The following is a 26,579-nucleotide window of genomic DNA, read 5'->3' as shown; positions in this document are numbered from 1 at the left end:
ACACCAGGGAAAACCCTGATTTCCGGCCCGGGTGCCGGATCAGAAGAACCAGCCCAGCTCCGCGTCCCGCTCCGAGGTGAACGCCTCGTCGAAGGCGCGCAGCGTCCCCGGATCCTTGGCCTGGATGCGATTGGCGGCGGCGAAGGCCCGCGCCCGGTACGCACCGAAGTAGAGGCTGCCCAGCACGTCGATGCCGAGTTCCAGATCCGGGGCGCGGTCGGTGGGTTCGCATTCGGCGATGCCGTCGCGCACCCGCAGGGCGAAACTGCCGCCCGCCGCGCGGAACGGATCCTGTACGGACAGCACGATATCCAGATCCCGCCGGTAGGTCCGCGCGGACAGCGCGGCCGGGACGTCCATGACGCGCGCCCACAGGGCGTCGTGCCGACCGGTGACCTTCACCAGGCGCGGATCGGTCACCAGGTAGGGGAGGGGGTCGTGGTCGGTGAGCTCGGCCTCGATGGTGCTGACCAGGTCCAGGCTCAGCAGCACCCGCCAGAGCGCGATGTGGGCTTCGGGGGTGATGGGCCGCAATTCCTGAACGGTCGCGACGTTCTTGCCCGCGTCGTTCCAGGCTCGTCGGAAGATGGCGTAACCGTCCGGGTGGACCAGGAAGAACGGCGGCGAGCCGCCCTCGTTCTGTACGGCGTCCGCGAAAACCCGCTGCTGCCAACGGGCTTCGGGCCGAATCTGCGCGCCCGGGACGAGACGCCGCCAGCGGTCGTAGATTTCGGGCAGGACGGTCTTGGCCTGCTCCAGCGTCGCCATCCGGACGCCACCGGGATCCGGTGTGGTGGAGCGGAATTCGGCGGTGCGCCCGCGAATCGAGATCTCATTGGCCACCACGGTCGGGCCGTAGCCGAAGCGGCCGTAGATGGTGCCCTCGCTGGCGGTGAAGATGGTGAGCGGCAGCTTCTCGGACTCGCTGCGCTCGTGCAGGCGCGTGTAGAGCGCGCGCAATATGCCGCGTCGCCGATGCGTCGGCGCGACAACGACACTGGTGACGCCGCTGGCTTGCACGGTGCGCTCGCCCGGGACCGTCACGGTCATGACGCGGTCGTTGGCGTGTCCGACGATCTGATCGCCGTCCACCGCCACCAGCGCCCGCTCGGTCGGAAAGACCTGGGTGCCGAATTCGGTATCGGCCGGGTTCACCCGAATCCCGAAGCAGATCTCCGACAGGCGCAGGATCTCCGCGCGCTCGTCCGCTCGCGCCGAACGCACGAGGAAGCCATTCGTCGATGCCATGATCCGAACATCCCACGAATATTCGGCCGTCGCATCCGATTTTCTCCGGGCGGGTACCTGCCGCCCCCGCCGCGGCAGGTACCCACCCGGAGTCCGGATCGATCAGGGATGGGTCAGGATCCCGATGATGTTGAGGATGTTGCCGATCGCGGCGGTGGCGTTGGCGGCGATCGAGGATCCGAGATCCAGCAGTCCGAGCATGATGTTCCCCTCCGTGGGTTGTCCTTCTGACGGGAACAAGATTGCCGCCGGGCCCCAGCAAGATCCTTAACAAGTCCTTGTAAACGAAAAACCCCGCCGCAACGATGCATTGCGGCGGGGTGTTCCGAAAAGTGGTCAGCGACCGGCGATCTCGATGTAGTCGCGCTCACCGTAGCCGGTGTAGATCTGGCGCGGGCGGCCGATCTTCAAAGGCTCGCGGTGCATTTCGCGCCAGTGGGCGATCCAGCCCGGCAGGCGGCCCATGGCGAAGAGCACGGTGAACATGCGGGTCGGGAAGCCCATGGCCCGGTAGATGACGCCGGTGTAGAAGTCGACGTTCGGGTACAGGCGACGCTCGATGAAGTAGTCGTCGGTGAGGGCGGCCTCTTCGAGCGACTTGGCGATGTCGAGCAGCTGGTCGTCGCCGCCGATCTTGGCCAGGATGTTGTCCGCGACCTGCTTGACCAGCGTGGCGCGCGGGTCGTAGTTGCGGTAGACGCGGTGCCCGAAGCCCATGAGCTTCACGCCGTCTTCCTTGTTCTTGACCTTGCGGACGAACTCCTTGACGTCGCCGCCGGAGGCCTTGATCTCGTCCAACATCTCCAGCACGGCCTGGTTCGCGCCGCCGTGCAGCGGACCCCAGAGCGCGTTGATGCCGCCGGAGACGGAGGTGAACAGGTTGGCGTCGGACGAACCCACCAGGCGCACGGTCGAGGTCGAGCAGTTCTGCTCGTGATCGGCGTGCAGGATGAGCAGCATGTCCAGCGCCGCGGCGATCTCCGGGTCGACCTCGTAGGGCTCGGCCGGGAAGCCGAAGGTCATCCGCAGGAAGTTCTCCACCAGCGACAGCGAGTTGTCCGGGTACAGGAACGGCTGGCCGACCGACTTCTTGTAGGCGTAGGCCGCGATGGTCGGCAGCTTGGCCAGTAGTCGGATGGTGGACAGCTCGACCTGCTCGGGATCGCGCGGGTCCAGCGAGTCCTGGTAGTAGGCCGACAGCGCGTTCACCGCGGACGACAGCACCGGCATCGGGTGCGCGTTGCGCGGGAAGCCGTCGAAGAACCGCTTCAGGTCCTCGTGCAGCAGGGTGTGGCGGCGAATCCGGTTGGTGAAGTCGTCGAGCTGGGCCTGGGTCGGCAGCTCGCCGTAGATCAGCAGGTAGCTGACCTCGATGAAGGTCGACTTGCCCGCCAGCTGCTCGATCGGAATGCCGCGGTAGCGCAAAATACCGGCCTCACCGTCGATGTAGGTGATGGCCGACTTGGTCGAGGCGGTGTTCATGAAGCCGGGGTCGTAGGTGACGTACCCGGTGCTGGCCAGCAGCTTGCCCAGGTCGATTCCGTCGTTGCCCTCGACAGCCTTGGCGACGGTCATCGGGTACTCGCCGCCCGGGTATTGCAGTACCGGCTTGGCGTCGTCGTCGACGTTGATGATGTTCTCAGCGGGCACGGAAGGATCCCTCTCAGGCTTGTAACCGTAGGCATCGGACGCGGTCGGCGCGCGATGCGCTCGAGTCAACGCTAGCCGCTGTCCACTACGCCCGAGTAATGAGGGTGTCTCTTATTACCTCACGGTCACCGTATTTGCGTGTGAGGACAGCGGCGAGCATGTGCTAATGGCGCGAACTGCGAGATTGCACAGTTGAAACGCATCAGGCGAGCTGGACCTCGGAATGCGCACGTGCCACCCGGTATCGCACGAATGCCGGGAAAATCACGGCCGAGATCATCATGCCGATCACGACCAGCGCACCGCCGCCCGCCGCTGCCACAGCAGTACCCACCGCGGCCGCCGCGAAACCGTGCGCAACATCACCGATGCGCGGTCCGCCCGCCACCACGACGATGAACACGCCCTGCAGGCGTCCGCGCATCTCGTCGGTCGCGACCGACTGCAGCATGGTGGTGCGCAGGGCGGCCGAGAACATGTCCACGGCACCGCCGAAGGCCAGGCAGCCCAGGGCGATCCAGAGCGCGAGCGTCATGCTCAGCCCGTGCCCGACCAGGCCCACGGCCAGGCCGAACCCGACCATGCCCGCACCCCACAGCACGATGCAGACCACCACCGCCAAGCCCTGTCGACGCACCCGCGACAGCCAGCCCGAGAACACCCCGCCCAGCACCGCGCCCACCGACATGGCCGCGAACAACAGACCCAAAGCCGTTCCGCCGGAAGCGGAATCGCCGAAACTGTCCTGCGCGATCTGCGGGAACAGGGCGCGCGGCATGCCGAACACCATGGCCACCACGTCCACCGCGAAGGACGCCAGCAGGATCTTCTGGGTGGCCAGGTAGGCGAAGCCGTCGAACACCTCGCGCAGGCCCGCGCGCCGGGTCTCGCCGTGCGGCGGGATGGGCGGCAGCTTCCAGGTGGCCCACAGGGTGGCCAGCAGGGCGACGGCGTCGAGCAGGTACAGCGTGGACAGGCCCGCGAGCGGAATCAGCATGCCCGCCAGCACCGGTCCGGCGATCGCGCCGAACTGCATGACGGTCATGCTCAGCGAGTTGGCCGCCGGGAGTTGTTCGGGCGGCAGCAGGCGCGGGTAGACGGCGCTGCGGGCGGGCTGGTTCATGGCGAAGAACGCCTGCTGGACCGCGAACAGCACCAGCACGAGCCAGACATTGTTCAGTCCGGCGGCCGCCTGCGCCCAGAAGGCCAGGGCGGTCAGGCCGGTGCCCGCACCGGTGATGAGCAGCATCTTGCGGCGGTCCATGGCGTCGGCGAGCGCGCCGCCCCACAGGCCGAAGACGATCAGGGGGATGAGGCCGAAGAGTCCGGCAAGGCCCACATACGAAGAGCTGTGGGTGATGTCGTAGAGCTGCTTGGGGACGGCGACCACGGACAGCTGCGCGCCGATGACGGTGACGATGCCGGTTGTCCACAACCGGCGGTAGTCAGGATTCCGCAATGGAGTTATGTCGGCGAGCAGCTTCACCGGTCAGACACTAGAGCGGCGAAACGGGGCTTGGCTAGGAATTTTGGGCCGATCATCCCACCATTTGAACGTGAGATTTCCAACTCTCGCGGGGGTAGAGAATCCGTCAGGGTTGGAGGCGTTCGATTTTCATGGCGGATACGTCGGTGTTGCCCGGCTCCAGGGTGACCTTGATGCGGTTGTGCATGCGGCTGCGTCGGCCCTGCCAGAACTCGACGGTCTCGGGTTGGATTTGGAAGCCGCCCCAGAACGGGGGCAGCGGAACGTCGTCCACCTCGGCGAAGCGGGCCGCTGTCGCGTCCATCTGTCGATCCAGATCGGCGCGCGAGGCGATGGGCCGCGACTGCTCCGAGGCCCACGCGCCCAGGCGGGAGCCGCGCGGGCGGGACTGCCAGTAGATCTCGGTGGTCTCGGCCGAAACCCGGTGCACCGGCCCGCGCACGGTCACCTGTCGGCCCAGCGGGGTCCACACGAAAGTGGCCGAGGCGTAGGGGGTTTGGGTGAGCTGACGGCCCTTGAAGGATTCGTAATTCGTGTAAAAAGTCACACCTTCGGGAGACAGCCCCTTGCACAGGACCGTTCGCGAGGACGGCTTGGGACCGGTCTCGGTGAGCTCGACGGTGCTCAACACCATGGCATTGGGATCGGTCAGGCCCGCACCGGTGGCATCCTCGATCCACCTGCGCAGCAAGGGCTCCCAGCCCTGCGCCAGCCAGGTCTCGTCCAGGTCGGTGTCGCGGGCGGGATGGTTGTCACCCTGATCGACTCCGTACTCGACCCGCAGGGCCGCCAGATCGAGCGCGGGGGTGGCGAATTTCTCCTGGTCAACCATGGGGCAGACGTTACTCCGGGGTAATGCGAGGGTTAAGCTCACGGTGATCGGCGTGGCTGCCCAGGGATCGGGCAGCCCGATTTGCAAGGAGAGTCACAACATGACTGCCAGCGCTGCGGTACCCAATTCCGTCGTCCCCGACGGATTCGTGAGCGGTCTCGAGGGCGTGGTCGCCTTCACGACCGATATCGCCGAACCGGACAAGGACGGCGGTGCGCTCCGGTATCGCGGCGTCGACATCGAGGATCTGGTCGGCAATCACGTCACCTTCGGCGATGTCTGGGCGCTCCTTGTGGACGGCGAATTCGGCCGTGGCCTACCGCCCGCCGAGCCCTTCCCGCTGCCGGTGCACACCGGCGACGTGCGGGTCGACGTGCAGGCCGGGCTGGCCATGCTGGCCCCGATCTGGGGTTACCAGCCGCTGCTGGACATCGACGACGACACCGCCCGCGAGAACCTCGCGCGCGCCTCGGTCATGGCACTGTCGTATGTCGCCCAGTCCGCGCGCGGCATCTACCAGCCCGCGGTGCCGCAGAAGAAGATCGACGAGTGCACCACCATTACCGAGCGGTTCATGACCCGCTGGAAGGGTGACCCGGACCCGCGCCACATCGAGGCCATCGACGCCTACTGGGTGTCGGCCGCCGAGCACGGCATGAACGCCTCCACCTTCACCGCCCGCGTCATCGCCTCCACCGGCGCGGACGTGGCGGCCTCGCTCTCCGGCGCCATCGGCGCCATGTCCGGCCCGCTGCACGGCGGCGCCCCGGCCCGCGTGCTGCCCATGATCGAAGAGGTCGAAAAGACCGGTGACGCACGGGCTCTGGTCAAGGGCATCCTGGACCGCAAGGAAAAGCTGATGGGCTTCGGTCACCGCGTCTACCGCGCCCAGGACCCGCGCGCGAAGGTGCTGCGCGAGACCGCCAAGCGCCTGGCCGCCCCGCGCTACGAGGTCGCCGCCGCGCTGGAGCAGGCCGCCCTGGCCGAGCTGCGCGAGCGCCGCCCCGACCGCGCCATCGAGACCAATGTCGAGTTCTGGGCCGCGGTGATCCTGGACTTCGCCGAGGTTCCGGCGCACATGATGCCCGCCATGTTCACCTGCGGCCGCACCGCCGGATGGTGTGCGCACATCCTCGAACAGAAGAAGCTGGGCAAGCTGGTTCGCCCGGCCGCCATCTACACCGGCCCGGCCCCGCGCCGACCGGAGACGGTGCCGGGCTGGAACCTGGTGTCGCACAAGTAAACTTGTGCAGGATCAACCGTGGCCCGCAGCGAATTCGCTGCGGGCCACGGCTTTTCGTGGGTTTGGGCCGGGGCCCGGAGATCTTCGGGGGTTTCAGGGGGGAACCCCTGAGAGCCCCCGAGAGTTGGGTCAAGCCTTGACGACGATGGTGTTCACGATCTTGTCGGCAAAGGTCTGCTTCTTTGCGTCCCACGCGGGCCACAGGAAGCCGAGGTAGCAGGGGAGGCCGTCGATGAAGTGCAGCAGACGGCGGCCGATGGCGAGGCCGAAACCGACCGGCTGTCCGGTGGATTCGCGAACCAGGCGGATCCCGACGACCTTCTTGCCCGGCGTCTGGCCGGTCGTGCCCTCCTGGTAGCTGATGAACAGCAGGCCCGCGATGCCGACAACGAAGGCGAGCAGCAGGCAGATCCAGCCCAAGGCGTTCAGGCCGCCACCCGAGTAGGTGGTGTGGTAGTTGGAGTCGATGTTGTAGTGCACCTTCGATGTGCCCGCGGTGACCGCGATGGTCCGCAGGATCACGCCCGGAAGGATCCAGATGGCCGCGTCGATCAGGTACGCGCCGAAGCGTGCGCCCCAGCTCGCGTACTGCGCCCCGTATCCCCCGAACGGAGCGTAGCCGGGCTGCGGTGCGCCGAACGCGGGTTGCGCTGCGCCGTAGGCGGGTTGGGATGCCCCGTAGGCGGGCTGCTGCGGAGCGCCGTAGGGCGATTGCGCGTCATAGCCCGGCTGAGGAGCCCCGTACGCGGGCTGCTGGGGTGCGCCGTAGGCGGGTTGTGGTGCGCCGTAAGCGGGTTGGGGCGCGCCGTAGGCGGGCTGCTGGGGTGCGCCGTAGGCGGGTTGCGGTGCGCCGTAGCCCGGTTGGGGAGCGCCGTAGCCGCCGGGGGCGGGCTGGTCGGCGGGCGGGTAGCCGTAGCCCGGCTGCTGCTGCTGCGGGTATGGGTTGTTCGGGTAGGTCAATGTGCTTCCTTGCAAAAGGGTTGATTCGGTCGAGCAGGCTACAGTCTGGAGCAATTCGGCCCTCGGGATGAACTGGAAATCGATCACAGTCGCGTCGGCGAGGTCGGCGGCGGGAGCGGAAAGGGGCCGAGATGGCGTTGGAGATGCGGACACGCTGTGAACGCTGCGAGGTTGCCGAATTGCTGCCCGACGGCCCGGCCCTGATCTGCTCGTACGAGTGCAGCTTCTGTGAATCCTGCGGTCGAACAATGGATTACACCTGCCCCAACTGCGGTGGCGAACTGGTTGCCAGACCGCGACGGGTGAAATAAACCTGGTTCAGGTCCTGGAACCTGAGATCGGATTCACATAACCTGCACCGGTGCTCGATGCAGGACTGTCCAGGCGCGGCCTCTTCGCCGCGGGCGCGGCGCTCGCCGCGAGCTTCGTCACCGCCGGATGCGGTGTGGCGAACGGCAATTCGTCCGACCGCATCCTGGAGCCGCCGCGCGGCAGCGCCACCCCGGCGCGCTTACCGCTGTCCACGGTCAATCCCGACGCCGTGGCCGCCAAATTCGCCGGTCAGAGCCCGAAGGCGTGGGGCACCGACGTCGACGGCATCCTCACCGGATTCAATGCCGCCGGTAAGCAGTTCGCGGTCACCTTCGACGCCTGCGGCGGGCCCGGCAACAATGACATCGACGAGAACCTGCTCGCCTTCCTGCAGGCCCAGCAGATTCCGGCCACCCTGTTCCTGAACAAGCGCTGGATCGACGCCAACCCGGCCCGCGCCGGGCAGTTGGCCGCGAACCCGCTGTTCGAGATCGGCAATCACGGCACCGCGCACTGCCCGCTCTCGGTCACCGGCCGCGCCGCCTACGAGATCAAGGGCACCGCCAATGCCGCGGCCGCCGTGGACGAGGTGTGGGGCAATCACCAGCGCATCACCGCCCTGACCGGTCACGCTCCGCGCTTCTTCCGCGCGGGCACCGCCCATTACGACGATGTCGCGGTCGCCATCGTCAAGGAGCTGGGCGAGACCCCGGTCGGCTACTCGGTGAACGCGGACTTCGGCGCGACGGCCTCGTCCAATCAGGTGCAGTCCAACATGATGGCCGCCAAGGCCGGTGGCATCTCGCTGGCCCACATGCACCGCCCCAAGTCCGGTACCGGCGCGGGCATGCTGGCCGCGCTTCCGGCCCTGAAGGCCAACGGTTTCCAGTTCGTGCATCTGCCCTAGCCGTCACACGTCCGCGACGCGGTCACACTTCTCGCGACGCGGCCCAGTCCACCGCGACCGATTCCCCACGGTCGACGGTGAAGAAGGCGACCTCGAGGTGGCGACCCAGATCGATCAATTCCATGGCCGACAACGGAACCGGCTGCACCACCCGGACCCGCCACGGAGCGGGTTCGTCCCACGCGTGTAGCTCGAGATCCAGACGCAACACCGGATCGTCGCGCCCGGTGTAATCGGCGGCGACCGGCGTGGCCGCCAACACCGTGGCCCGAGCCCGCCGCCCGTCGGCGAGGATCTTGGCAATGCCGGTGCGCGAAGTCTCCTCCGGCGCGGGCAGATACAGCACCACCCGATCGTGATCCCCTGGATCGACCCGGCAGCAGACGATGTCCCCCGGCTGCATCCACTCCCGATCGGCGGCGCTCACCCGCTGCCGCACCCGGGTGTCGTACGCGTGCCGATCCTCGAGCTGTATCCGCACCCAGAACTCAACCCCGGCCTCGAGCACATCCCCACCCCGGGTCTCGGCCCGCCTTTCGGCCGCGGCCCGCGCATCCACCCGCTTCTCCGCCCGAGTCCGAATATCCGCCCGCCGCTCGCCCCGCCCGCGCGGATCGACAGCGGACGAATCGCCGCCGGGGAAGCGGTCTTCGGCCGGGTGGATCTTCGTGCCCGATCCGTCGGCGCGGTCCGGCGTCGAATCCTGCGCGGCCGGGGCGATTTTCGCCGGGGTGCGCACGCTGAGGATGGTGGCGGTGCCCTGGACGCCGTGCAGGAGGAGTTCGCGGCGGGCGGCGTCGTCGAGGGCGGGGCCGCGGCGGGTCAGGCCGCGGGAGCCGAATTGGGAGGACAGGCGCGCCAGCAGGCCCAGGCGCGGGCCGGGCTCGGGGTACGGGTGGCGTTGTGGGCGGCCCGAATTCGCCGAGGCCGGGGGTGCGGTGGGGGCGGAAGCGGATTCCGGGTCCGGGGTGGTGCTCGGTCGCTCGTGTGCGGCCATGTCCATGGCGGTAAACCGTAATGGTTGTGTGGGGCCCGCCACAGCGTTACGCGCGGGTTCGCGAACCGGGGAAGTAGGAATGTTTTCGCGGGCCGGACCCACCCGAGACCCACCTGTGAGCGCGGGTGATAGCACCTCTACCCTTGTCGCCATGACCTCTGCGTTCCCGACCATCCCCGACGATCTCAAGCCCGCCGACGGACGGTTCGGTTGCGGCCCCTCCAAGGTCCGCCCCGAGCAGCTGCAGTCCCTGGTGGATACCGGCGCCTCGGTGTTCGGCACCTCCCACCGGCAGAAGCCGGTCAAGGACGTGGTGGCCCGGGTGCGCTCCGGTCTGCGCGAATTGTTCTCGCTGCCCGAGGGTTACGAGGTCGTGCTGGGCAACGGTGGCACCACCGCGTTCTGGGACGCCGCCGCCTTCGGCCTGATCCGCGAGAAGTCGCTGCACCTGAGCAATGGCGAGTTCTCCTCCAAGTTCGCCTCGGTGGCCAAGGGCAACCCCTTCATCGGTGACCCGATCGTGGTGAAGTCGGAGCCGGGCGACGCCCCCGAGCCGACCTCGAACCCGTCGGTGGACCTCATCGGCTGGGCCCACAACGAGACCTCCACCGGTGTCGCCATTCCGGTGTCGCGTCCGGCCGGTTCCGAGCACGCGCTGATCGCCATCGACGCCACCTCCGGCGCGGGCGGCCTGCCGGTGAACATCACCGATTCGGACGTCTACTACTTCGCCCCGCAGAAGTGCTTCGCCTCCGACGGCGGCCTGTGGATCGCGCTCATGAGCCCCAAGGCGCTCGAGCGGGTGGAGGAGATCAAGAACTCGGGTCGCTGGACCCCCGAATTCCTCTCGCTGCCGATCGCGATCGACAACTCCACCAAGGACCAGACCTACAACACCCCGGCGCTTGCCACCCTGTTGCTGTTCGCCAACCAGATCGAATGGCTGAATGGCAATGGCGGTCTGGACTGGGCCGTGAAGCGCACCGCCGACTCCTCCTCACGCCTGTACTCGTGGGCCGAGACCAGCGAGTACGCCACGCCGTTCGTGCAGAACCCGGCGCTGCGCTCGCAGGTGGTCGGCACCATCGACTTCGCCGAGAGCGTGGACGCCGCGGCGGTGGCGAAGGTGCTGCGCGCCAATGGAATCGTGGACACCGAGCCGTACCGGAAGCTGGGCCGTAACCAGCTGCGCATCGGCATGTTCCCGGCCATCGATCCCGAGGATGTCTCGCAGCTGACCCGCTGCATCGACTGGGTCGTCGAAAAGCTCGGCTGAGCAGTAAAAACAGCTCCGATTCACGGTTTTCTCACGATCTTCGCGAGAGCCTGAAATCGGTTTCGCCGCACAGGCGAATCGCTCACACTAATGCGGCGCGGAAGTCTTCGAACAGATTTCCGCGCCGCGTGTCTTGCCCCATGATTCTCAGAAGTGCACTACTGTTCCAGAACGTGGGCGGTGTCGCGAGCCTAGCTATAGCTGTGAGTTACGCAGCGAACAGGAGGTAACGGTGCGTGAACTTCGAGTGATCGGATTGACGCCCGATTCCACGCACATCGTGTGCATCGATACCGAGAGCGGCCAGAAGTACCGGCTCGCCGCCGATGACAAACTGCGCGCCGCTGCCCGCGGAGATCTTGCCCGATTCGGCCAAATCGAGATCGAAACGGAAGCCACGATGCGTCCTCGCGATATCCAGGCCCGTATCCGCGCGGGTGCTTCGGTGGAGCAGGTCACCGAAGAGTCGGGCATGCCGCTGTCGCGGGTGGAGCGTTTCGCGTATCCCGTTCTGCTGGAACGTGCCCGGGCCGCCGAGCTGGCGCAGAAGGCGCACCCGGTCCGCAATGACGGTCCCGCCGTGGAGACCCTGATCGAGATCGTGTCGGCCGCCTTCGCCGAGCGCGGCCACAATATCGAGGTCGCCGAATGGGACGCCTGGAAGGACGAGAAGGGCTACTGGGTGGCCCAATTGCAGTGGCAGGCGGGCCGTTCGGTGATCGCCGCGCACTGGCGCTACCAGCCCGACGCGCACGGCGGCTCGGTGGTGCCGCTCGACGATCCGGCCTCCGATCTCATCGATCCCGACTTCGGCCGGGCCCTGCGCGGCCTGGCGACCATCCTCCCGGACCAGACCGAGGCCGTCGTGGAGGCCGCCCCGGCTCCCGTGCCCGCGCCCGCCCCGCGCGAGGAGCGCGCGGCCGATTACGACGCCGCACCCGCGCGCGTCGCCAAGCAGCAGAGCTCGGAGGACTACTTCGAGCAGCGTGCCGCGGTCGGTGACGGCACCGTGCCGGTCACGGCCGCCGCCCCGGCTCCCGCGCCCGCCCCGGCGGCGAAAGAGCCGTCGGCCCCGGCAATTCCGGCTCCGGCCGCGCCCGCCGCCGAGGTGACCCCGGAACCGGCTCCCGCGCCCGCCCCGGCGCAGCCCGCCGCGAAGCAGAACGCGCAGAAGCCGAATCGCGCGAAGCGCGGCGGCAAGGCTCCGATGCCGTCCTGGGAAGACGTGCTCCTAGGCGTCCGCAGCTCGGGCCACTGAGGAGATCGGGCCACTGAGGCGCACGGTCGATCTCGACCGGCCGATCCGGGCACCGCGCGATTTTTTCGGATGCTAGAGGGTTGCTAAGCCCTCTAGCTTCGCGCTGTCCGGCACGCCGGGAAACGGGGTTGGCATCAGCGACATTTCGGCCGCCGCGAGGGTAGATTCATTTCTGGTGGCGGTCATTGCCGGGCCGATCAGCGTCGACGCCGACGTTCGGCCGCCGAGTATTGCTCATAATTAGCTATCTTGTGCGCAATGACTAGGGAGGTGACGTCGGGTGCCGTCAACGGTCTCATCCCTGTGGTACGTCGACGCCCCCGATGCGGTGGCCGTCCTGCGCGAACATCCCGGGCCCGACCCGGATGCCGCCTTCGCGCTCGCCAAACAGCTCAATCCCGACCGCGATGTGGTGCCCGCCGCGTCGGGCACCATGAAGGTCTGGGCAGGGCCCGATCCCGAATCCGTCTATATCGGTTGCTATCCCGGCGTCACCGTCGTCTGCTCGAATCAGGCCGCGCTGCCGCGCCCCACCAAACTGCCGGAGCTGCTGGTGCGCCCGCTCGCCTCCGAACACACCTACCTCATCTCCTACGACCTGTCGCTGGGCTGGGGCGCGTTCGCCGAATGGGAGCGTGGCGAATTCCGTCGCTCGTTCAGCGCCACCCGGGTCAATATTCTCGAGGACGAGGGCATGCCGCGGGTGTGGGAGCGTCCGTACTGGGCGGGTGACTACCCCATCGAACTGGTGCCCGGCGAGCTGCCCGATCCGCAACTGCTGCCCTTCGATCCGCCCGATTTCGCCGATGCCGCCAATCAGGAGTGGCTCGGATTCCGCTACCACGGCAAGACTTCCGAGGACGATTTGACCGCCGATCAGATCGAGGTGTGCGGTTTCTCGCTGTTCCCCAAGGGAGAAGCGCCCGACCTGGAAGCCCCGCCCGAACCGCGTGTGGAGTACGCCAACAAGCGCGGCCTGCTGCGCTGGCTGCGGGGCCGCGACCGGGTCTCCTGAATTGGACCGGGTGTCCTGATCAGAAGAACAGCAGGGCGAACCAGGCCAGCAGCACGCCGATGCCCAGTCCGCCGATCACCCAGCGGGTCACCGGCGCGTACCGCCACCGCCACGCGGTCGGCGCGGCCCCGCCCACCGCGATCAGATTGACCGCCACCGACAGCGTCCAATGAATCTGGGCCAGCGCGACCCCGAAGGCGTACACGCCCACCGTGGTCAGCGCGGCCACCAGCACGAGCACGGCGATCCCGGCCGCCCACGGGGTTGGCTCGGAATATCCGTATCCATACGGTCCGTCGGGCGGATGGCTCACTGCGCTCGCACTCTCTCGTAGAAGGCCATGGCGGCTGCGGTGGCCACATTAAGCGAATCGGTGCCCGGCGTCATGGGGATGCGGGCGCGAGTATCGCTGGCCCGCATGGTTTCCTCGGTGAGCCCGGGGCCCTCCGCACCGAGCAGTAGGGCCACCTTGTCGCCGGTCATGGCGTGGGCCAGGGTGTCGGCCTTGGGGTTCGGGGTGAGCGCGATGATCTGGAAGCCCTTGTCGCGCAGGACGTCGAGGCCGTCCGGGAAGGGCGGCAGCTGCGCGAACGGCACGCGCAGCACATGTCCCATGGAGACGCGGACGGCACGCCGGTACAGCGGATCCGAGCAGCGGTCGCCGAACAGCACGGCGTCCGCGCCCAATCCGGCGGCATTGCGGAAGATCGAGCCGATGTTCTCGTGATCGTTCACGCCCTCGAGCACGGCCACCGTCCGCGCGTCGGCGAGCACCTCGTCCACAGTGAGTTCGCGTGGCCTATATGCGCCAGCCAGCACACCCCGATTCAAATGAAATCCGACGACCTGCGCCATCACCTCGGCGCTGGTCCGGTAGTAGGGGATATCCACTCCGGCCAGGTCCTCGGCGAGCTGCTCATATCGGCGTTCGACCCCGAACAATCCGAAAGGGGTGAAGCGCGAGGCCAGCATGCGCTGGACCACCACCACGCCCTCGGCGATCACCAATCCCTTGCCGCCGGGCAGGTCGGGCCGCCGATCGGCGTTATTGAGGTCGCGGAAATCGGCGACCCTCGGATCGCCCGGGTCGTCGATATCGATCACTTCGGCCACCGTGCCATTTTCGCCTCCATTGCGGGCGTCGATTTCCGCGGGGATAGGGTGATCAAGACCGATCCCGATCCAATCGAAGAGGACAGCCCATGAGCGACAAGCCGGAAATCGAGTTTCAGGACGGCCCCGCCCCCGCCGAGCTCGTGATCAAGGATCTCACCGTGGGCGATGGCGCGGAGGCCAAGCCGGGCGACAACGTCAAGGTGCACTACGTGGGCGTCGAGTACGACACCGGCGACCAGTTCGACGCTTCCTGGGACCGCGGCGAGGCCATCACCTTCCCGCTGCGCGGCCTGATCCAGGGCTGGCAGGACGGCATTCCCGGCATGAAGGTCGGCGGCCGCCGCCAGCTCACCATCCCGCCGCAGCTGGCCTACGGCTCGGCCGGTTCCGGCCACCCGCTCGGCGGCAAGACCCTGGTCTTCGTCATCGACCTGCTCGACGTCCTGAACTGACGCTCGCTGTCCGTCATGACAACATGGCCGCCCGCGCTGAAAAGCGCGGGCGGCCAAGGTTTTTCGGGGGTTCGGAGGCAAAGCCCCCGGAGATGGGGGTTCGGGGGCGGAGCCCCCGGATATCTCGAGGGGTTTCAGGGGCGGAGCCCCTGAGAGCATCCGAGAGTTGGGTCAGACCTTCACGACGATCGAGTTCATGATCTTGTCGGCGAAGGTCTGCCGCTTGGCGTCCCAGAGCGGCCACAGGAAGCCGACGTAGCACGGCAGCGCGTCCACCACGTGGGCGAGTCGCCGCACGAACGCCATGCCGAAGCCGAGCGGCTGCCCGTCGGCCTCGCGAACCAGCCTGATGCCCAACATCTTGCGGCCCGGGGTCTGCCCGGTCTTGCCCTCCATATAGATGAAGTAGAACCCGCCGATGACGGCGATCAGCCAGCCGATGGCGATCAGCGCGATTCCCGCACCCGACAGCCCGCCCGAGCACGAGGTGCTGTACGAGGAGTCGGTCGACTCGGTGGTGCAGTCCGCGTTCTTGAAGCCGATGGCGAATCCGATGCCGTAGAAGATGGCCGCGGGCACGCCGATGATCAGCGCGTCGATGAGGTACGCGCCGAAGCGCGCGCCCCAACTGGCATAGGGCGCTTGGGGATACGCGGCATACCCCGGGGGATATCCGGCGGGGCCCGCGCCCGGGGGATAGCCGCCGGGCTGGCCCGGGTATCCGCCCGCCGGGGGTTGCTGGCCGTATCCGGGCGGCTGCTGCCCGTATCCCGGCGGGGGCTGCTGCCCGTAGCCGGGCTGTTGCGGTTGCTGCGAGTAGGGATCGTTGCCGTACGTCATCGGATCCTCCCCAGGGGGATGCGGGGGTATTGCCCTCCGCATTGTCTCCCGAACCTATGAGCCAATGACGGCATTCATGATGGTTCCGCCGCTGGTGGCGACCGCGCCGCCCATCATGGCATTGGCGACCATCTTCGGCGAGGCCGAGCCGCCGCCCCATTTCTCCCAGGCGAAGCGCCCGCCGCCGTAGGTGATGGCCGCGATGCCGGACATCTGGGCGAACCAGGTGAAGTAGCGGAACATCTTCATCATCTTGTCGGCCATGGGCGGGGTCTCCGCGGTGGGATTGCCGATTTGCGCGAGAACCGTGCCGTACATGTCGTGCGCGGCCATGAGCATGCTCACGATCGTTTCCTCTCCGGTACCGGGGCGCTGGGTGAAGCCAGGGAACGGATAGAGCGGACGAGCTTCCGAAACAGGTCGATTAGAGCAATTCGGGCACAGTTTAACCGGGCGCACCGCCGATTGTTGCTAACTGTTTGCGAACGTTATTTGCGGACGATGTCGACCGGGTCGGTCAGGGCGGCCGAAATGGTCGCCTGCTGGGGAACTCCCAGCTGAGGGAGCGAGCCGAGCGCCTGATTTGTCTGATTGCCCAGGGTTTTGGTGACGGCCTGGAGCTGGGTCACGCCACCGGTGAGGGCCTGCATGGCCGCGATCAGCTGGGTCCCCGCCTGATCGGCGATGGCCGGGATCTGCTGCGCCAGGGACGCGCCCTGATTCAACTGCGCGCTGGCGTCGTTGAGCTTGGCCGCGGCATCGCGCAGCAACTGGCCGACCTGCGTATCCGGAGTGACTTGCGTGCCGGTCAGATTCGCGAACCCACTCAACTGGGCGTCCGCCTGATTGGCGACCGTCTGCAGACCCTGCAACTGGGTGATGACCGACGCGAGTTGCGGGTCGTTCGCGAACGGCAGCGCCTGCAGCAACGGCACCACGAAATTCAGCCCACCCGACAGCGTGCTCGCCGCCTGGGTGACCTGGCCCATGGTGACGCCGGTCGAATCCAGCGCCGTGGCAAGCTGATTCGCCTGCGTGGTGGCGGCGCTCAGCGTGGAGTTCAGCGCGTCGATGCCCGAGGTCAGCTGTCCCGCACCGGCTTTCGCCTGATTCAGGAAGTCCATCATCTGGTCCGCGCCGCCGGAGAACTGCGCCGCCCCGTCGGCCGCCGCGCCCACACCCGCGCTGAGCAGCTGCGACGTGCCCGCGATCTGCGAGAGCTGCAGGCGCGCGGTGTTCATGGTCGCGAACATGGTGTCCAGTCCGGCCGCGCTGATCTTCTTGGTCACCTCGTTGACCGCGTCATTGACCAGATTCGCATCGGCCCGATCGTGCGTGGTCACGGTGACCTGCGCCTTCACCGGCTTGTCGGTGGCCAGCGACTTGATATCGGTGGTCAGGTCGGTGGGCAGCGTGATCACCGCCGCGTAGTCCTTGGTGCTGGCCTCGTCCACCACGTCCCAGTGCCGGTTCGGGCTGTCCTGCAGCTCTTTGGCGATGCGCGCGCCCAGCGGACCGCTGTCACCGTTGATGAGCGCGACCGCGGAAGGCGCGGTGCGCAGCCGCAGGACGCTGATCGTGCCCGCGGTGACCGCGGCGGCGAGCAGCAGGATGATCAGGACCCAGCGGGTGCGTTTTCCGAACACCATGAAGACCGTAGCGGTCGCGTATGGTCCTACCTCTGATGAGAGTCTGAGGGTTCGGTAAAGACCGGTCGATCCGGAAGTTCCAGCACCAGCCGCGCGCCACCCAGCATGCTGTCCTCGAAATAGGCTCGGCCACCGTGCAATTGGGCCTGCTGCGCGACCAGCGCCAGCCCCAGCCCGGATCCACCCTTGGCGGCCCGGCTGCCGCGGAAGAACCGTTCGAACACCGCCTCCCGCTCCTCGGGGGGCAGCCCGCGGCCATTGTCGTCGACGGCGATCACGATGCAGCCGTTGGGATAGCGGTGCCCGTTGACATAGCGATGCGCGGACACCACGGCCTCGGTCGCGCCGCCGTGCTTGGCCGAATTGGTGAGGGCATTGTCCACGGCCAGTCGCAGACCGGTGGGCAGGCCGCGGGTGACCAGTTCGGCGTCGGTGTCGATGCGCACCTTCAACTGCGGGAAGTGCCGCATGGCGTCGTGCGCGGCGGCATCGCAGAGTTCGGCCACATCGGTGACCACGTGATCGCGCTCGTTGGTGAGATCGCCCGCGGCCAGCCGTTCCAGCGCGGCGAGCGTGGTCTCGACCCGGTTCTGTCCGCGCTGCAGGTCGGTGAGGATCTCCCGACGCTGGTCCTCGCTCAGGTCCAGGGTGGAGAGCACCTCGAGGTCGGTGCGCATGGCGGTGAGCGGGGTGCGCAGCTCGTGGGCGGAGACGGCGGCGAAATCGCGGGCGGTCTCCAGGGCGGCGGCCGTCTCGGTCTGCGCCCGATCCACCCGCTCCAGCAGGGTGTTGACCGCCTCGGCGAGCTTGTCGGCCTCCTTCACACCCGAACCCGCCACCGACAGCGGGGCCCCGGATTCGCCATTGGGTCCGCGTTCGTCCAGGGCCCCGGTGAGTTTCACGATGGGCCGCACCGCGCGCCCGCCGAACAGCCAGCCCAGTCCGGCCGAGGCCGTGACCGCCAGCGCCGCCGCGAGATACACCCACTGCCGCTGCTCGTGGATCGTCTTCTCGGTCTGGTTGGTCGGAATGCCCAGGGACACAACGCGTCCCGCGGGCTGCGCCTCGGTGGTGGTGAGCACCCGATAGGTGTCGCCGTCCACGGTGACGGTGGCATTGCCGACCGGCAGCGCGGGCAGCCGCACCGGCGTGCTGGCCAGGGAACCGTCCGCATTGCGCACGGTCAGCGCCATTTCCTTGTTGGGCGCGAGCAGATCGACCACATTGACGGCGAAGACCGGCTGGATGAGCACCAGCCGCGACACCATCGACAGCTGCTCGTCGGCCTGGGCCATATTGCTGCGGCCGATGGCGTAGATGGTGATCCAGCTCAGAATCGCCACGATGATGGTCGCGCCCAGGGCCGCGGCGGCGGCGACGCGCACCCGCAGCGTGTAGGACCAGCGGCGGCGGCGCGAGACCACCGCGGGCGCGATCCGGTGGGAATTCATTTGGGTGCGCGCAGGACGAATCCGACCCCGCGAATGGTGTGCAGCAGGCGCGGGGTGCCGTCGACCTCGAGCTTGCGGCGCAGATAGCCGACGAACACGTCCACCACATTGGTGTCGGCGGCGAAGTCGTAGCCCCACACCAGTTCCAGCAGCCGTTCCCGGCTCAGCACCACCCCGGCGCTGCGGGCCAGCGTGGACAACAGCTCGAATTCCCTTTTGGTGAGCTCGATTTCGGTGCCGTTGAGCAGTGCGCGATATCCGGCGACATCGACTTCCAAGGGCCCCACCGTGATCGCGCCCGGAATGGCGGAGGCGGGTGCGTCGGAGCGCCGCCGCAGCAGCGCCTTGATGCGGGCCACCAGTTCGGCGAGCACGAACGGCTTCACCAGGTAGTCGTCGGCCCCGGACTCCAGTCCCGCGATGCGGTCGTCGACCGAGCTGCGCGCCGACAGCACGCAGATCGGCACCTCGTTGCCCATGGCGCGCAGCGCGGTGACCACGCCCGCGCCGTCCAGCACGGGCATGTTCATATCGAGCACGACCGCATCGGGGGCGGATTCATTGACGCTGCGCAGTGCCGCCGCGCCGTCCCGGGCGATCACCACCCGGAAACCGGACAGCCGGAGCCCGCGCTCGACCGATGCGAGCACATCCTCGTCGTCATCCACGACCAGGACCGTGGGTACCTCACCGCGTTCGACCACGGACTCCATTTTGGCAGCCGCTGCCTCAGTAGTTGTGGCAGGAGTCGGCGACCTGCTGGATGGCGGCGGCGATTCCACCGGCGCGCGGGTCGCTGGCCGCCTGGTTGGCGGCGTCCGGGTTGTCCTTCAGATACTGGTCGAGTTCGGCCTGGCGCTCGGCCGGGGAGAGCTCGAACTTGGCCCTCAATTCGTCCTTGTAGCTGGGATTCTGGTCCAGGAACGAGGCCAGCGCCGGGGCCTTGTCGTGCAGGGCGGCATCCACCTGGTTGAAGGTGCAGGTCGAGTTGAGCAGCGGCGCAACCAGATCCGCGGGGGACGCGGAGGCGGTGGCGGGCGCGAGGGCGAGGGCCACGGCGGCCGCCGCGCCAGCTCCGAGGAGGACACCGGCACGGCGGATACGGATGAAGTTCATCCGCCCGACGCTAAAGCACGCGGATGGGAGGCCGATGAACCAAGTCTGAGAAAACCTTGAGGGGAGACCCCGAGCGCGTCAGCCCTGGGCGGTGGGATCGGTGGCGGGCGCCGCCAGACCGGTGTCGAGGGCGGCCGGATCGATGCGGGTGATGGGCATGGTGGCGGCGGAGGCGGCCTCGGCGGCGGCAATGCGCTCCTTGTCCTCCATGAGGGTGACCGCGTCGCGGATCTGCTTCTCCAAAGTGGGCAGCATGGCGGCGTCGTCGATGGTGGGCGGCACCTCGTAGGAGTCGCCCGCGGCGATCTGACGCATGGTGCGGCGCAGGATCTTTCCCGAGCGGGTCTTGGGCAGGGCGGTCACCGCGACCACGTCGTAGAGGGTGGCGATCGCGCCGACGCGCTCGCGCACCCGCTCGATGATCTCCGCCCGCAAGCGCTCGGGCTCGAGGTCGACCCCGGTCTTCAACACCACATAGCCGATGGGCCGCTGACCCTTCAGCTCATCCGGAATGCCGACCACCGCGGTCTCGGCCACGGCCGGATGCCCGGCGATGGCCGCCTCGATCCCGCCCGCCGAGAGTCGATGCCCGGCCATATTGATGACGTCGTCGCTGCGGCCGAGGACATAGAGGTAGCCGTCCTCGTCGAAGAAGCCGGAGTCCCCGGTCAGATAGTGGCCGGGATAGGCGGAGAGATAAGAGCGCTCGTACCGATCGTCGTCGCGCCACAGGGTGGTCAGCGTCCCGGGCGGCAGCGGCAGCCCGATGACGATGTTTCCCTCCGTATTCGGCGCGACCGCATTGCCCTCGGAGTCCAGCACCCGCAGCCGGTAGCCGGGCACCGGCACCGAGGCCGAACCGGCCTTGATCGGAAGCTGCTGCAGCCCGAGCGGATTGGCGCAGATCGGCCAGCCGGTCTCGGTCTGCCACCAGTGATCCACCACCGGGCACTGCGGATACTCGGCCAGCAGCGTCTCCACGGCCCACTCGTAGGTGGCCGGGTCCAGGCGCTCACCGGCGCAGAACAGCGCCTTCAGGGAGGACAGATCGTGGCGGTGGGCGGCCGCGGCGTCCGGGTCGGCGCGGCGGATGGCCCGCAAAGCCGTTGGTGCGGTGAACATCACGTCCACCTTGTACTCGTCCACCAATCGCCAGAACGTCCCCGCGTCCGGGGTCCCGATCGGTTTGCCCTCGTAGAGCACGGTGGTCGCCCCGACCAGCAGCGGCGCGTACACGATGTAGGAATGGCCCACCACCCAGCCGATATCGGAGGTGGTGAGCATGGTCTGCCCGGCCGCGACCTCGTAGATATTGCGCATGGACCAGGCCAGCGCGACCGCGTGCCCGCCGTTGTCGCGCACCACGCCCTTGGGCTTTCCGGTGGTTCCGGAGGTGTAGAGGATGTAGAGCGGATCGGTCGCGGCCAGCGAGACCGGTTCGGCCGGTTCGGCCCCGATCTGCGCCTCGTCCCAATCGAGCCAGCGCGCCACCACGGTCTCGGTGGAGGCGGGCAGGTGCTCGGTGGCCGCCTGCTCGGCGGGAAAACGAATGGTGGGGAAGCCTTCTCGCTGCTTGACCAGGACCGTGCGAGGCGCGGTGGTCTTGGCGAGGTCGAGGGCGGCCAGCACGATGGGCGGGTATTCGATGCGGCGGCCGGGCTCGAGTCCGCCGGAGGCAGTGATAATCAGCACAGGTTCGGCATCGTCGATACGCGCGGCCAGCTCGTGCGCGGCGAACCCGCCGAAGACCACCGAGTGCACAGCCCCGATGCGGGCGCAGGCCAGCATGGCCACCACGGCTTCCGGGATCATCGGCATATAGATGACGACCCGATCACCGGTCTTGACGCCCAATCGCAGCATGGATCCGGCAAATCGGGCGACTTCGTCCAGCAGCTCCCGATATGTGTAGATCCGCCTGGACCCGGTCATAGCGGAGTCGTATATTAGGGCCGGTTGATCGGCGCGACCCCCCTCCTGACCGCCGGAAGTGCCGTCTGGAGTTGTGATCTCGCGCACATGACGATCCAGTGCGTTGTAGGAGGTGTTGAGGCGAGCGTCGGGAAACCAGCGCGCCGTCGGACGAGCCGCGGTGTCGAGAATCTGGGTGGGTGGAACATCCCAGCTGATGGATTCGGCCGCGTCCCGCCAGAACTCCGAGGGATCGACCAGGCTCAGCTGATACGCCGGTCGGTACTCCTGCTTCGCGTTCAACCCGGTGACTCCCTAGCTCCGCCTTGTGTCCTTGAGATGCGCTGAGATGCCCGCCTCGATAGATCGACCTGATTGTGGCAGACTTCACGCGACGTCCGGGCGGACGCCGCGACCTTTAAGTTTGCCTGCAAACGGCAGGTCAGGGACCGGTGGTTGCCAAGAGGTCACACAAGAAGTTATTGATCCGTTAGAATCGCATGTCACATATTTCGGCCGTCATGGACGCAATTTCTCGGCCAGCCGCAGTTCTCGGTCAGCTCTGCCTGACGAGCCCAGCGTGCGATCGCGGAGGCTCGCTGATGGCGCGTGGCTGGGGCCAGTTTGGAAAGTGAGTGGGAGATGCGTGACGCCGCTAGGTCCGGCAGCAATAAGCGCTGGGCGCTGAGCAACTGGGACCTGCGATGGAAGGTCACGGCGGTCCTCGCCGTGCCGCTATTGGTCGCGGTTGTGCTGGGAGCGTCCAGGATTTCGGCGGAGTTCGCGGACTCGAGCCGACTCTCGACAGCGACCGACCACGTCGGGGTGATCCCGGCGATCACCGGTCTCAGTGCGGACGCGGCCCAGGTCGCCTCCGGCCAGATGATCATGCTGGGCCCGAACCAGTCGCTGACCTCGGACCCGGAACTCGCGCAGTTGGATACGGCGATCTCCTTCGCCGAGAAGGCCGCCGCGCGATTGAGTGACATGCCCAGCGCCCGGCAGGCGCTGGACGAGATGATCGTGGGCGCCAAGGCGATCCGGGCCCAGGGCCTGGCCCCGTCGAAGTCGATTCCCGACACGGTGACCCAGGTCGAGCGGATTCGTGGCGACAGCGTGCGCACGGTGGAGAACATCGTGGCCAGCGTCGCCGACAAGAACGTGGACCAGTCCAAGCTGCGCCTGGTCGACTCGCTGAACTCCCGGTGGATGCTGTTCAACGAGGTCGCCGGTATGGCGGAGGCCCTACGCAACAACGTGAAGGATGGCCTCAAGGACATCCAGATCGGTGTCAATACCGAGCGGCAGATGCTGGCCGTGCTCGCCCACCGCTTCCCGGACGGCGACGCCACCATCGCGGAACTGCAGCGCCAGGCCGACACCCGCGTCCAGCTGGTCAACGGACCGCAGGCGCAGGCCGGTCAGCTGCCGGTCGCCGAACTGAAGGATTCCCTGGTCGCCAGCATCAACGGCTACCAGTCCATCGCCACCGGTGCGACCAAGGACATCGTTTCCCGAGTCGATGATCTGGCCTCGAGCGCCCGCTCCGGCGCCATCCGGTACTCGATCATCGTCATCGCCACCATCCTCGGCGCCATGGCGCTGGCCGTGCTGATCGCGCGCGCGATGATCGTCCCGCTGCGCCGTCTGCGCCTGGCCGCCCTGCGCGTCGCCGAATACGACCTTGGCCAGGAAGTTTCCGCGCTGCGCGACGGCGCGGACCCCGAAGACGTTCCGCTGGAACCGATGCCGGTGCACACCGACGAGGAGATCGGCCAGCTCGCGCGCGCCGTCGACGACATCCACGGTCAGGCGCTGCGCCTCGCGGCCGACCAGGCCGCCATGCGTACCCAGGTCAACGACATGTTCGAGACCCTGGCCCGGCGCTCCAAGTCCCTTGTCGATCATCAGCTCTCGCTCATCGAGGCGATGGAGTACGACGAGAAGGACCCGCGCCTGCTCGAGAACCTCTTCCGCCTCGACCACCTGGCCGCCCGCATGCGGCGCAATGGTGACAACCTGCTCATTCTGGCCGGTACCAAGCAGCGCCGGACCAAGTCCGCGCCGGTCGAGATCGCCGACGTGCTGCGCGCCGCCATCTCCGAGGTGGAGGACTACGAACGCGTCAAACTGGGTGCCACGCCGCGTGGTTCGCTGGTCGAGCCCGCCGCCTCCGACCTCGCGCACCTGTTCGCCGAGCTCCTGGACAACGCGCTGCGCGCCTCTCCGCCGGAGACCGACGTCAAGTTCACCTTCGCCCAGGCCCACGATCAGGGTCTGCTGATCGAGGTCGCCGACCGCGGTATCGGTATGCCCCCGGCCGAAATGGCCGAGATCAACCGCCGACTCGAGGCCGTGGCCGAGGTCGGCCCGGACACCGCGCGCCACATGGGTCTGTTCGTGGTCGGCCGCCTGGCCGAGCGCCACGGCCTGACCGTGCGCCTGCGCCCGACCTTCGACACCGCCCGCGATCCGGGCGTGACGGTCACCGTGCACGTGCCCAAGCCGCTGATCGTGTCGGCGGGCGGACCGATCTCGGTGCCGCCGCAGCCGCAGGACGTGCCGCAGCGTCCGCAGCCCGCCGCCGCGGGCGCGGGCAACCAGGCCGGTGCGCCGTCCTCCATGCAGATGCGCGCGGTCACCCGCACGGCGACCGGCAATGTCATGGTCACCGTGGATCCCGGTGGGAGCGGGCCGATTCCGGCGGGCACGGCGGCCGGTGCCGCCCCGAGCCCGACCCCGGCCGCGGCGAGCGCCGCGACCGGTCTACCCACCCGCCAGCCCGGCGCCCAGGTGCCCGGCGGTCTACCGGTGCGTCAGCCCGGCGTGAACGGTCCGACCGTCAAGCACACCGTGTCCGCCCCGGGCGGCTCGAGACCCACCGGACTACCTCAGCGGGATCCGGGTGCGCACGGTCCGTCCGCGCCCGCGGCACAGCCGGGTGCGAGTCTGCCGCAGCGTGGCCAGGGCGATGCCCCGGCCCAGCCGCGAGGCGGTCTGGCCGCCAATATGCTCAAGCGTCAGGGTGCTCCGGGCGGCATGCCGCCGCGACCGGGCGCACCGGGGGAGCCGGGGGCCGCGCCGCGCGGTCCGGGTCTGGGGGGAATGCCGCAGCCCGGTCAGTCGGGTGCGATGCCGCAGCGCAATCCCTCCGTCGGACTTCCGCCTCGCGATGGCGCGCCCGCGCCGCAGCGGGATTCGGGTCCGAGCGGTCTGCCGACCCGTCAGCCGGGCACCAATGGTGCGCCGGGCCGGGAACCCGGTGTCGGCCAGCCGCCGCGTCCGGCGGCCGGTGGCCAGGCCCCGGGTGGCCTGCCCACCCGTGAGCCGGGTGCCAATGGCGCTCCGGGTGCGCCGCAGCGCGATTCGGGTCCGACCCGTCGTGAGCCCGCCGCCGGTGGTCTCCCGCAGCGGGATTCGGCCTCGGGTGGTCTTCCGCAGCGCGACGCCGCGCCGGGTGGTCTGCCGACCCGTCAGCCGGGCGCCAATGGCGCTCCGGCGCAACGGGGTCCGGGTGGACTCCCGCAGCGCGGTGCCGCCGCGCAGCGGGACGGTGCCAATGGTTCGGCTCCGCAGCAGGATTCGGAGAAGCCGGGTCAGGCTCTCGGCGGTGGTGCGGGCCAGCGCGATGGGATCCCGCCGCGCGACGGCGGCCTGCCCAAGCGTGACCCCGCGGCGGGTGGACTGCCGCAGCGCGGTGCCGCGGCCGGTGGTCAGGCGCTGGGAGGTGGAGCGGCCCAGCGGGATTCCGCGGGTGGTCTGCCGCAGCGTGGTGCCCCCGGAGCGGATCCGTTGTCGGGCGGCCTGACTCAGCGCGATCCGCTCGCGGGTGGACTGCCCCAGCGGGGTGCCAAGCCGGATCCGTTGTCGGATCCGCTGAATGGTCCGCTCCCGCAGCGCGGTGCGAACGGTCTGCCCCAGCGGGATCCGGGTGCGGTGCTGCCGCAGCGCCCGGCCCCGATCCCGGGTGTCGGCCTGCCGCAGCGGGGCACCGACGGTGTCAAGGAGCCGGGACGCCACAGCTTCAAATCGAATCCGACCAAGGCGGCGTCGTTCTTCCAGACCCGTTTGCAGCCAGCCGATTCCGGCGGCGACTCGGTCATGGGCGGCACGCCGATCTTCGCGGAGATGATGTCGGCGTGGCTGTCGGATCCGAATGCCGACCGGTCCCAGGTGGCCGCCTCCTTCGAATCACCCGGCGATGAGGGTTGGCAGGCCGCGCGGCGTGCCGTCGAGGCCACGCCGGACAAGCGAACCGCGGCCGGTCTGCCGCAGCGTGACCCGGGTAACCGACTTGTGCCCGGCGGTGTGAACGGAAACGCTGACAAGGCAGCCCACCGGGACCCAGAATCCATCAGGTCAAGCTTGAGTCGTCACCAGCAGGGCGTCCGGGATGGCCGCGCCATGAGAGCAATGAACCTAACCGGAGATAAAGGAGACCGATGAACCCCGATCTAGGTGGTACGAAGCGTCAGCTGGATTGGCTGGTTTCGAATTTCGCCAATGAGGTTCCCGGCGTTGCGCACGCGGTTCTGGTATCCGCTGACGGCCTTTTGATGGCCGCGAGTGCGCAGCTGCCGGTGGACCGTGCCGAACAGCTGTCCGCGGTGACCGCGGGGCTCGCGAGCCTCTCGGTGGGTGTGTCGAACTTGTTCGAGGGCGGCACCGTGTTGCAGTCGGTGGTCGAGATGGAACACGGCTACCTGCTGCTCATGGCGGTCGGTGACGGCTCGTACCTGGCGGTGCTGACGAATACGTCCTGCGATATCGGCCAGGTGGGATACGAGATGGCGTTGTTGGTCGAGCGAGTGGGCCAGACGGTGCAGGCCACACCTCGCGTCACGATGGGTTCCTGATGGC

At 68.2% G+C, this 26,579-nt stretch carries 24 protein-coding genes; 9 read left to right on the top strand and 15 right to left on the bottom strand.

Features of this window, described 5'->3' with window-relative positions:
• Positions 1-39 precede the first annotated feature (39 nt).
• From VMT40_RS02720 to pdxH, 4 genes are all read right to left on the bottom strand, one after another.
• Positions 40-1,248, bottom strand: a complete 1,209-nt coding sequence (locus VMT40_RS02720) for a GNAT family N-acetyltransferase (RefSeq protein WP_326356387.1) — start codon at positions 1,246-1,248, stop codon at positions 40-42.
• A gap of 336 nt (positions 1,249-1,584) precedes the next feature.
• A complete protein-coding gene (locus VMT40_RS02715) occupies positions 1,585-2,898 on the bottom strand; it encodes a citrate synthase (protein ID WP_326356386.1) in 1,314 nt (437 codons plus the stop codon).
• A 202-nt stretch (positions 2,899-3,100) separates the two neighbouring features.
• The gene (locus VMT40_RS02710) at positions 3,101-4,384 is read right to left on the bottom strand and encodes an MFS transporter (RefSeq protein ID WP_326356385.1); all 1,284 of its coding nucleotides are present in this window, start codon (positions 4,382-4,384) and stop codon (positions 3,101-3,103) included.
• A 106-nt stretch (positions 4,385-4,490) separates the two neighbouring features.
• Positions 4,491-5,216 (bottom strand): pyridoxamine 5'-phosphate oxidase, encoded by a 726-nt coding sequence (gene pdxH / locus VMT40_RS02705; protein WP_326356384.1) that lies wholly within the window; start codon positions 5,214-5,216, stop codon positions 4,491-4,493.
• A gap of 100 nt (positions 5,217-5,316) precedes the next feature.
• Here pdxH and VMT40_RS02700 point away from each other — a divergent pair, with 100 nt between their 5' ends.
• Positions 5,317-6,459 (top strand): citrate synthase 2, encoded by a 1,143-nt coding sequence (locus VMT40_RS02700; protein WP_326356383.1) that lies wholly within the window; start codon positions 5,317-5,319, stop codon positions 6,457-6,459.
• Between the two features lie 129 nt (positions 6,460-6,588).
• Here the strand turns inward: VMT40_RS02700 and VMT40_RS02695 are convergent, their stop codons facing one another.
• Positions 6,589-7,419, bottom strand: coding sequence for an RDD family protein (locus VMT40_RS02695; protein ID WP_326356382.1), 831 nt, complete (start codon positions 7,417-7,419; stop codon positions 6,589-6,591).
• Positions 7,420-7,550: 131 nt separating this feature from the next.
• Between VMT40_RS02695 and VMT40_RS02690 the strand changes: the two genes are divergently transcribed.
• Entirely contained in the window at positions 7,551-7,730 is a 180-nt protein-coding gene (locus VMT40_RS02690; protein ID WP_326356381.1) for a DUF1272 domain-containing protein, read from the top strand.
• Between the two features lie 50 nt (positions 7,731-7,780).
• Positions 7,781-8,638, top strand: coding sequence for a polysaccharide deacetylase family protein (locus tag VMT40_RS02685; RefSeq protein ID WP_326356380.1), 858 nt, complete (start codon positions 7,781-7,783; stop codon positions 8,636-8,638).
• Between the two features lie 22 nt (positions 8,639-8,660).
• On the opposite strand, the gene VMT40_RS02680 is transcribed toward VMT40_RS02685, so the two are convergent.
• The gene (locus tag VMT40_RS02680; protein ID WP_326356379.1) at positions 8,661-9,641 is read right to left on the bottom strand and encodes a hypothetical protein; all 981 of its coding nucleotides are present in this window, start codon (positions 9,639-9,641) and stop codon (positions 8,661-8,663) included.
• Positions 9,642-9,786: 145 nt separating this feature from the next.
• Between VMT40_RS02680 and serC the strand changes: the two genes are divergently transcribed.
• The 3 genes from serC to VMT40_RS02665 all read left to right on the top strand — a co-directional run bounded on the left by serC (position 9,787) and on the right by VMT40_RS02665 (position 13,184).
• The gene (gene serC, locus VMT40_RS02675; protein WP_326356378.1) at positions 9,787-10,911 is read left to right on the top strand and encodes a phosphoserine transaminase; all 1,125 of its coding nucleotides are present in this window, start codon (positions 9,787-9,789) and stop codon (positions 10,909-10,911) included.
• A gap of 232 nt (positions 10,912-11,143) precedes the next feature.
• On the top strand, positions 11,144-12,169 hold the full coding sequence (gene sepH, locus VMT40_RS02670; protein WP_326356377.1) for a septation protein SepH: 1,026 nt from the start codon (positions 11,144-11,146) through the stop codon (positions 12,167-12,169).
• A gap of 280 nt (positions 12,170-12,449) precedes the next feature.
• The gene (locus tag VMT40_RS02665; RefSeq protein WP_326356376.1) at positions 12,450-13,184 is read left to right on the top strand and encodes a DUF6928 family protein; all 735 of its coding nucleotides are present in this window, start codon (positions 12,450-12,452) and stop codon (positions 13,182-13,184) included.
• 19 nt (positions 13,185-13,203) lie between these two features.
• Here the strand turns inward: VMT40_RS02665 and VMT40_RS02660 are convergent, their stop codons facing one another.
• Together VMT40_RS02660 and VMT40_RS02655 are read right to left on the bottom strand one after the other, a co-directional pair.
• On the bottom strand, positions 13,204-13,497 hold the full coding sequence (locus tag VMT40_RS02660) for a DUF2537 domain-containing protein (protein WP_326356375.1): 294 nt from the start codon (positions 13,495-13,497) through the stop codon (positions 13,204-13,206).
• Positions 13,494-14,297: a TrmH family RNA methyltransferase gene (locus tag VMT40_RS02655; RefSeq protein ID WP_326356374.1), complete on the bottom strand. Its 804-nt coding sequence runs from the start codon at positions 14,295-14,297 to the stop codon at positions 13,494-13,496. Before VMT40_RS02655 ends, VMT40_RS02660 begins: the two co-directional genes overlap by 4 nt.
• An 89-nt stretch (positions 14,298-14,386) precedes the next feature.
• Here VMT40_RS02655 and VMT40_RS02650 point away from each other — a divergent pair, with 89 nt between their 5' ends.
• Positions 14,387-14,752, top strand: coding sequence for an FKBP-type peptidyl-prolyl cis-trans isomerase (locus VMT40_RS02650; protein ID WP_326309728.1), 366 nt, complete (start codon positions 14,387-14,389; stop codon positions 14,750-14,752).
• Positions 14,753-14,923: 171 nt separating this feature from the next.
• Here the strand turns inward: VMT40_RS02650 and VMT40_RS02645 are convergent, their stop codons facing one another.
• The 7 genes from VMT40_RS02645 to VMT40_RS02615 all read right to left on the bottom strand — a co-directional run bounded on the left by VMT40_RS02645 (position 14,924) and on the right by VMT40_RS02615 (position 22,022).
• The gene (locus tag VMT40_RS02645) at positions 14,924-15,592 is read right to left on the bottom strand and encodes an RDD family protein (protein WP_326356373.1); all 669 of its coding nucleotides are present in this window, start codon (positions 15,590-15,592) and stop codon (positions 14,924-14,926) included.
• A gap of 54 nt (positions 15,593-15,646) precedes the next feature.
• On the bottom strand, positions 15,647-15,931 hold the full coding sequence (locus VMT40_RS02640; RefSeq protein WP_326357165.1) for a hypothetical protein: 285 nt from the start codon (positions 15,929-15,931) through the stop codon (positions 15,647-15,649).
• A gap of 149 nt (positions 15,932-16,080) precedes the next feature.
• Positions 16,081-17,241 (bottom strand): hypothetical protein, encoded by a 1,161-nt coding sequence (locus VMT40_RS02635; protein WP_326356372.1) that lies wholly within the window; start codon positions 17,239-17,241, stop codon positions 16,081-16,083.
• A 26-nt stretch (positions 17,242-17,267) separates the two neighbouring features.
• Entirely contained in the window at positions 17,268-18,692 is a 1,425-nt protein-coding gene (locus VMT40_RS02630) for a sensor histidine kinase (RefSeq protein WP_326356371.1), read from the bottom strand.
• Positions 18,689-19,396 carry a response regulator transcription factor gene (locus tag VMT40_RS02625; RefSeq protein ID WP_326356370.1) on the bottom strand — a complete coding sequence of 236 codons (708 nt, stop codon included), beginning with the start codon at positions 19,394-19,396 and terminating at the stop codon, positions 18,689-18,691. Before VMT40_RS02625 ends, VMT40_RS02630 begins: the two co-directional genes overlap by 4 nt.
• 25 nt (positions 19,397-19,421) lie before the next feature.
• Complete coding sequence (locus VMT40_RS02620) at positions 19,422-19,808, bottom strand: hemophore-related protein (protein WP_326356369.1); 387 nt, start codon at positions 19,806-19,808, stop codon at positions 19,422-19,424.
• A 78-nt stretch (positions 19,809-19,886) separates the two neighbouring features.
• Positions 19,887-22,022 (bottom strand): AMP-binding protein, encoded by a 2,136-nt coding sequence (locus tag VMT40_RS02615; protein ID WP_326356368.1) that lies wholly within the window; start codon positions 22,020-22,022, stop codon positions 19,887-19,889.
• A 339-nt stretch (positions 22,023-22,361) separates the two neighbouring features.
• Between VMT40_RS02615 and VMT40_RS02610 the strand changes: the two genes are divergently transcribed.
• Complete coding sequence (locus VMT40_RS02610; protein ID WP_326356367.1) at positions 22,362-26,165, top strand: ATP-binding protein; 3,804 nt, start codon at positions 22,362-22,364, stop codon at positions 26,163-26,165.
• Entirely contained in the window at positions 26,162-26,575 is a 414-nt protein-coding gene (locus VMT40_RS02605; protein ID WP_029930951.1) for a roadblock/LC7 domain-containing protein, read from the top strand. Before VMT40_RS02610 ends, VMT40_RS02605 begins: the two co-directional genes overlap by 4 nt.
• Positions 26,576-26,579: the final 4 nt, after the last annotated feature.

The sequence above is a fragment of the Nocardia sp. CDC160 genome (assembly GCF_035818795.1).
In the GTDB taxonomy this organism is placed as follows: domain Bacteria; phylum Actinomycetota; class Actinomycetes; order Mycobacteriales; family Mycobacteriaceae; genus Nocardia.
Note: the sequence above shows the minus strand (reverse complement) of the source record. Positions and strands in the feature narration are given on the sequence as shown.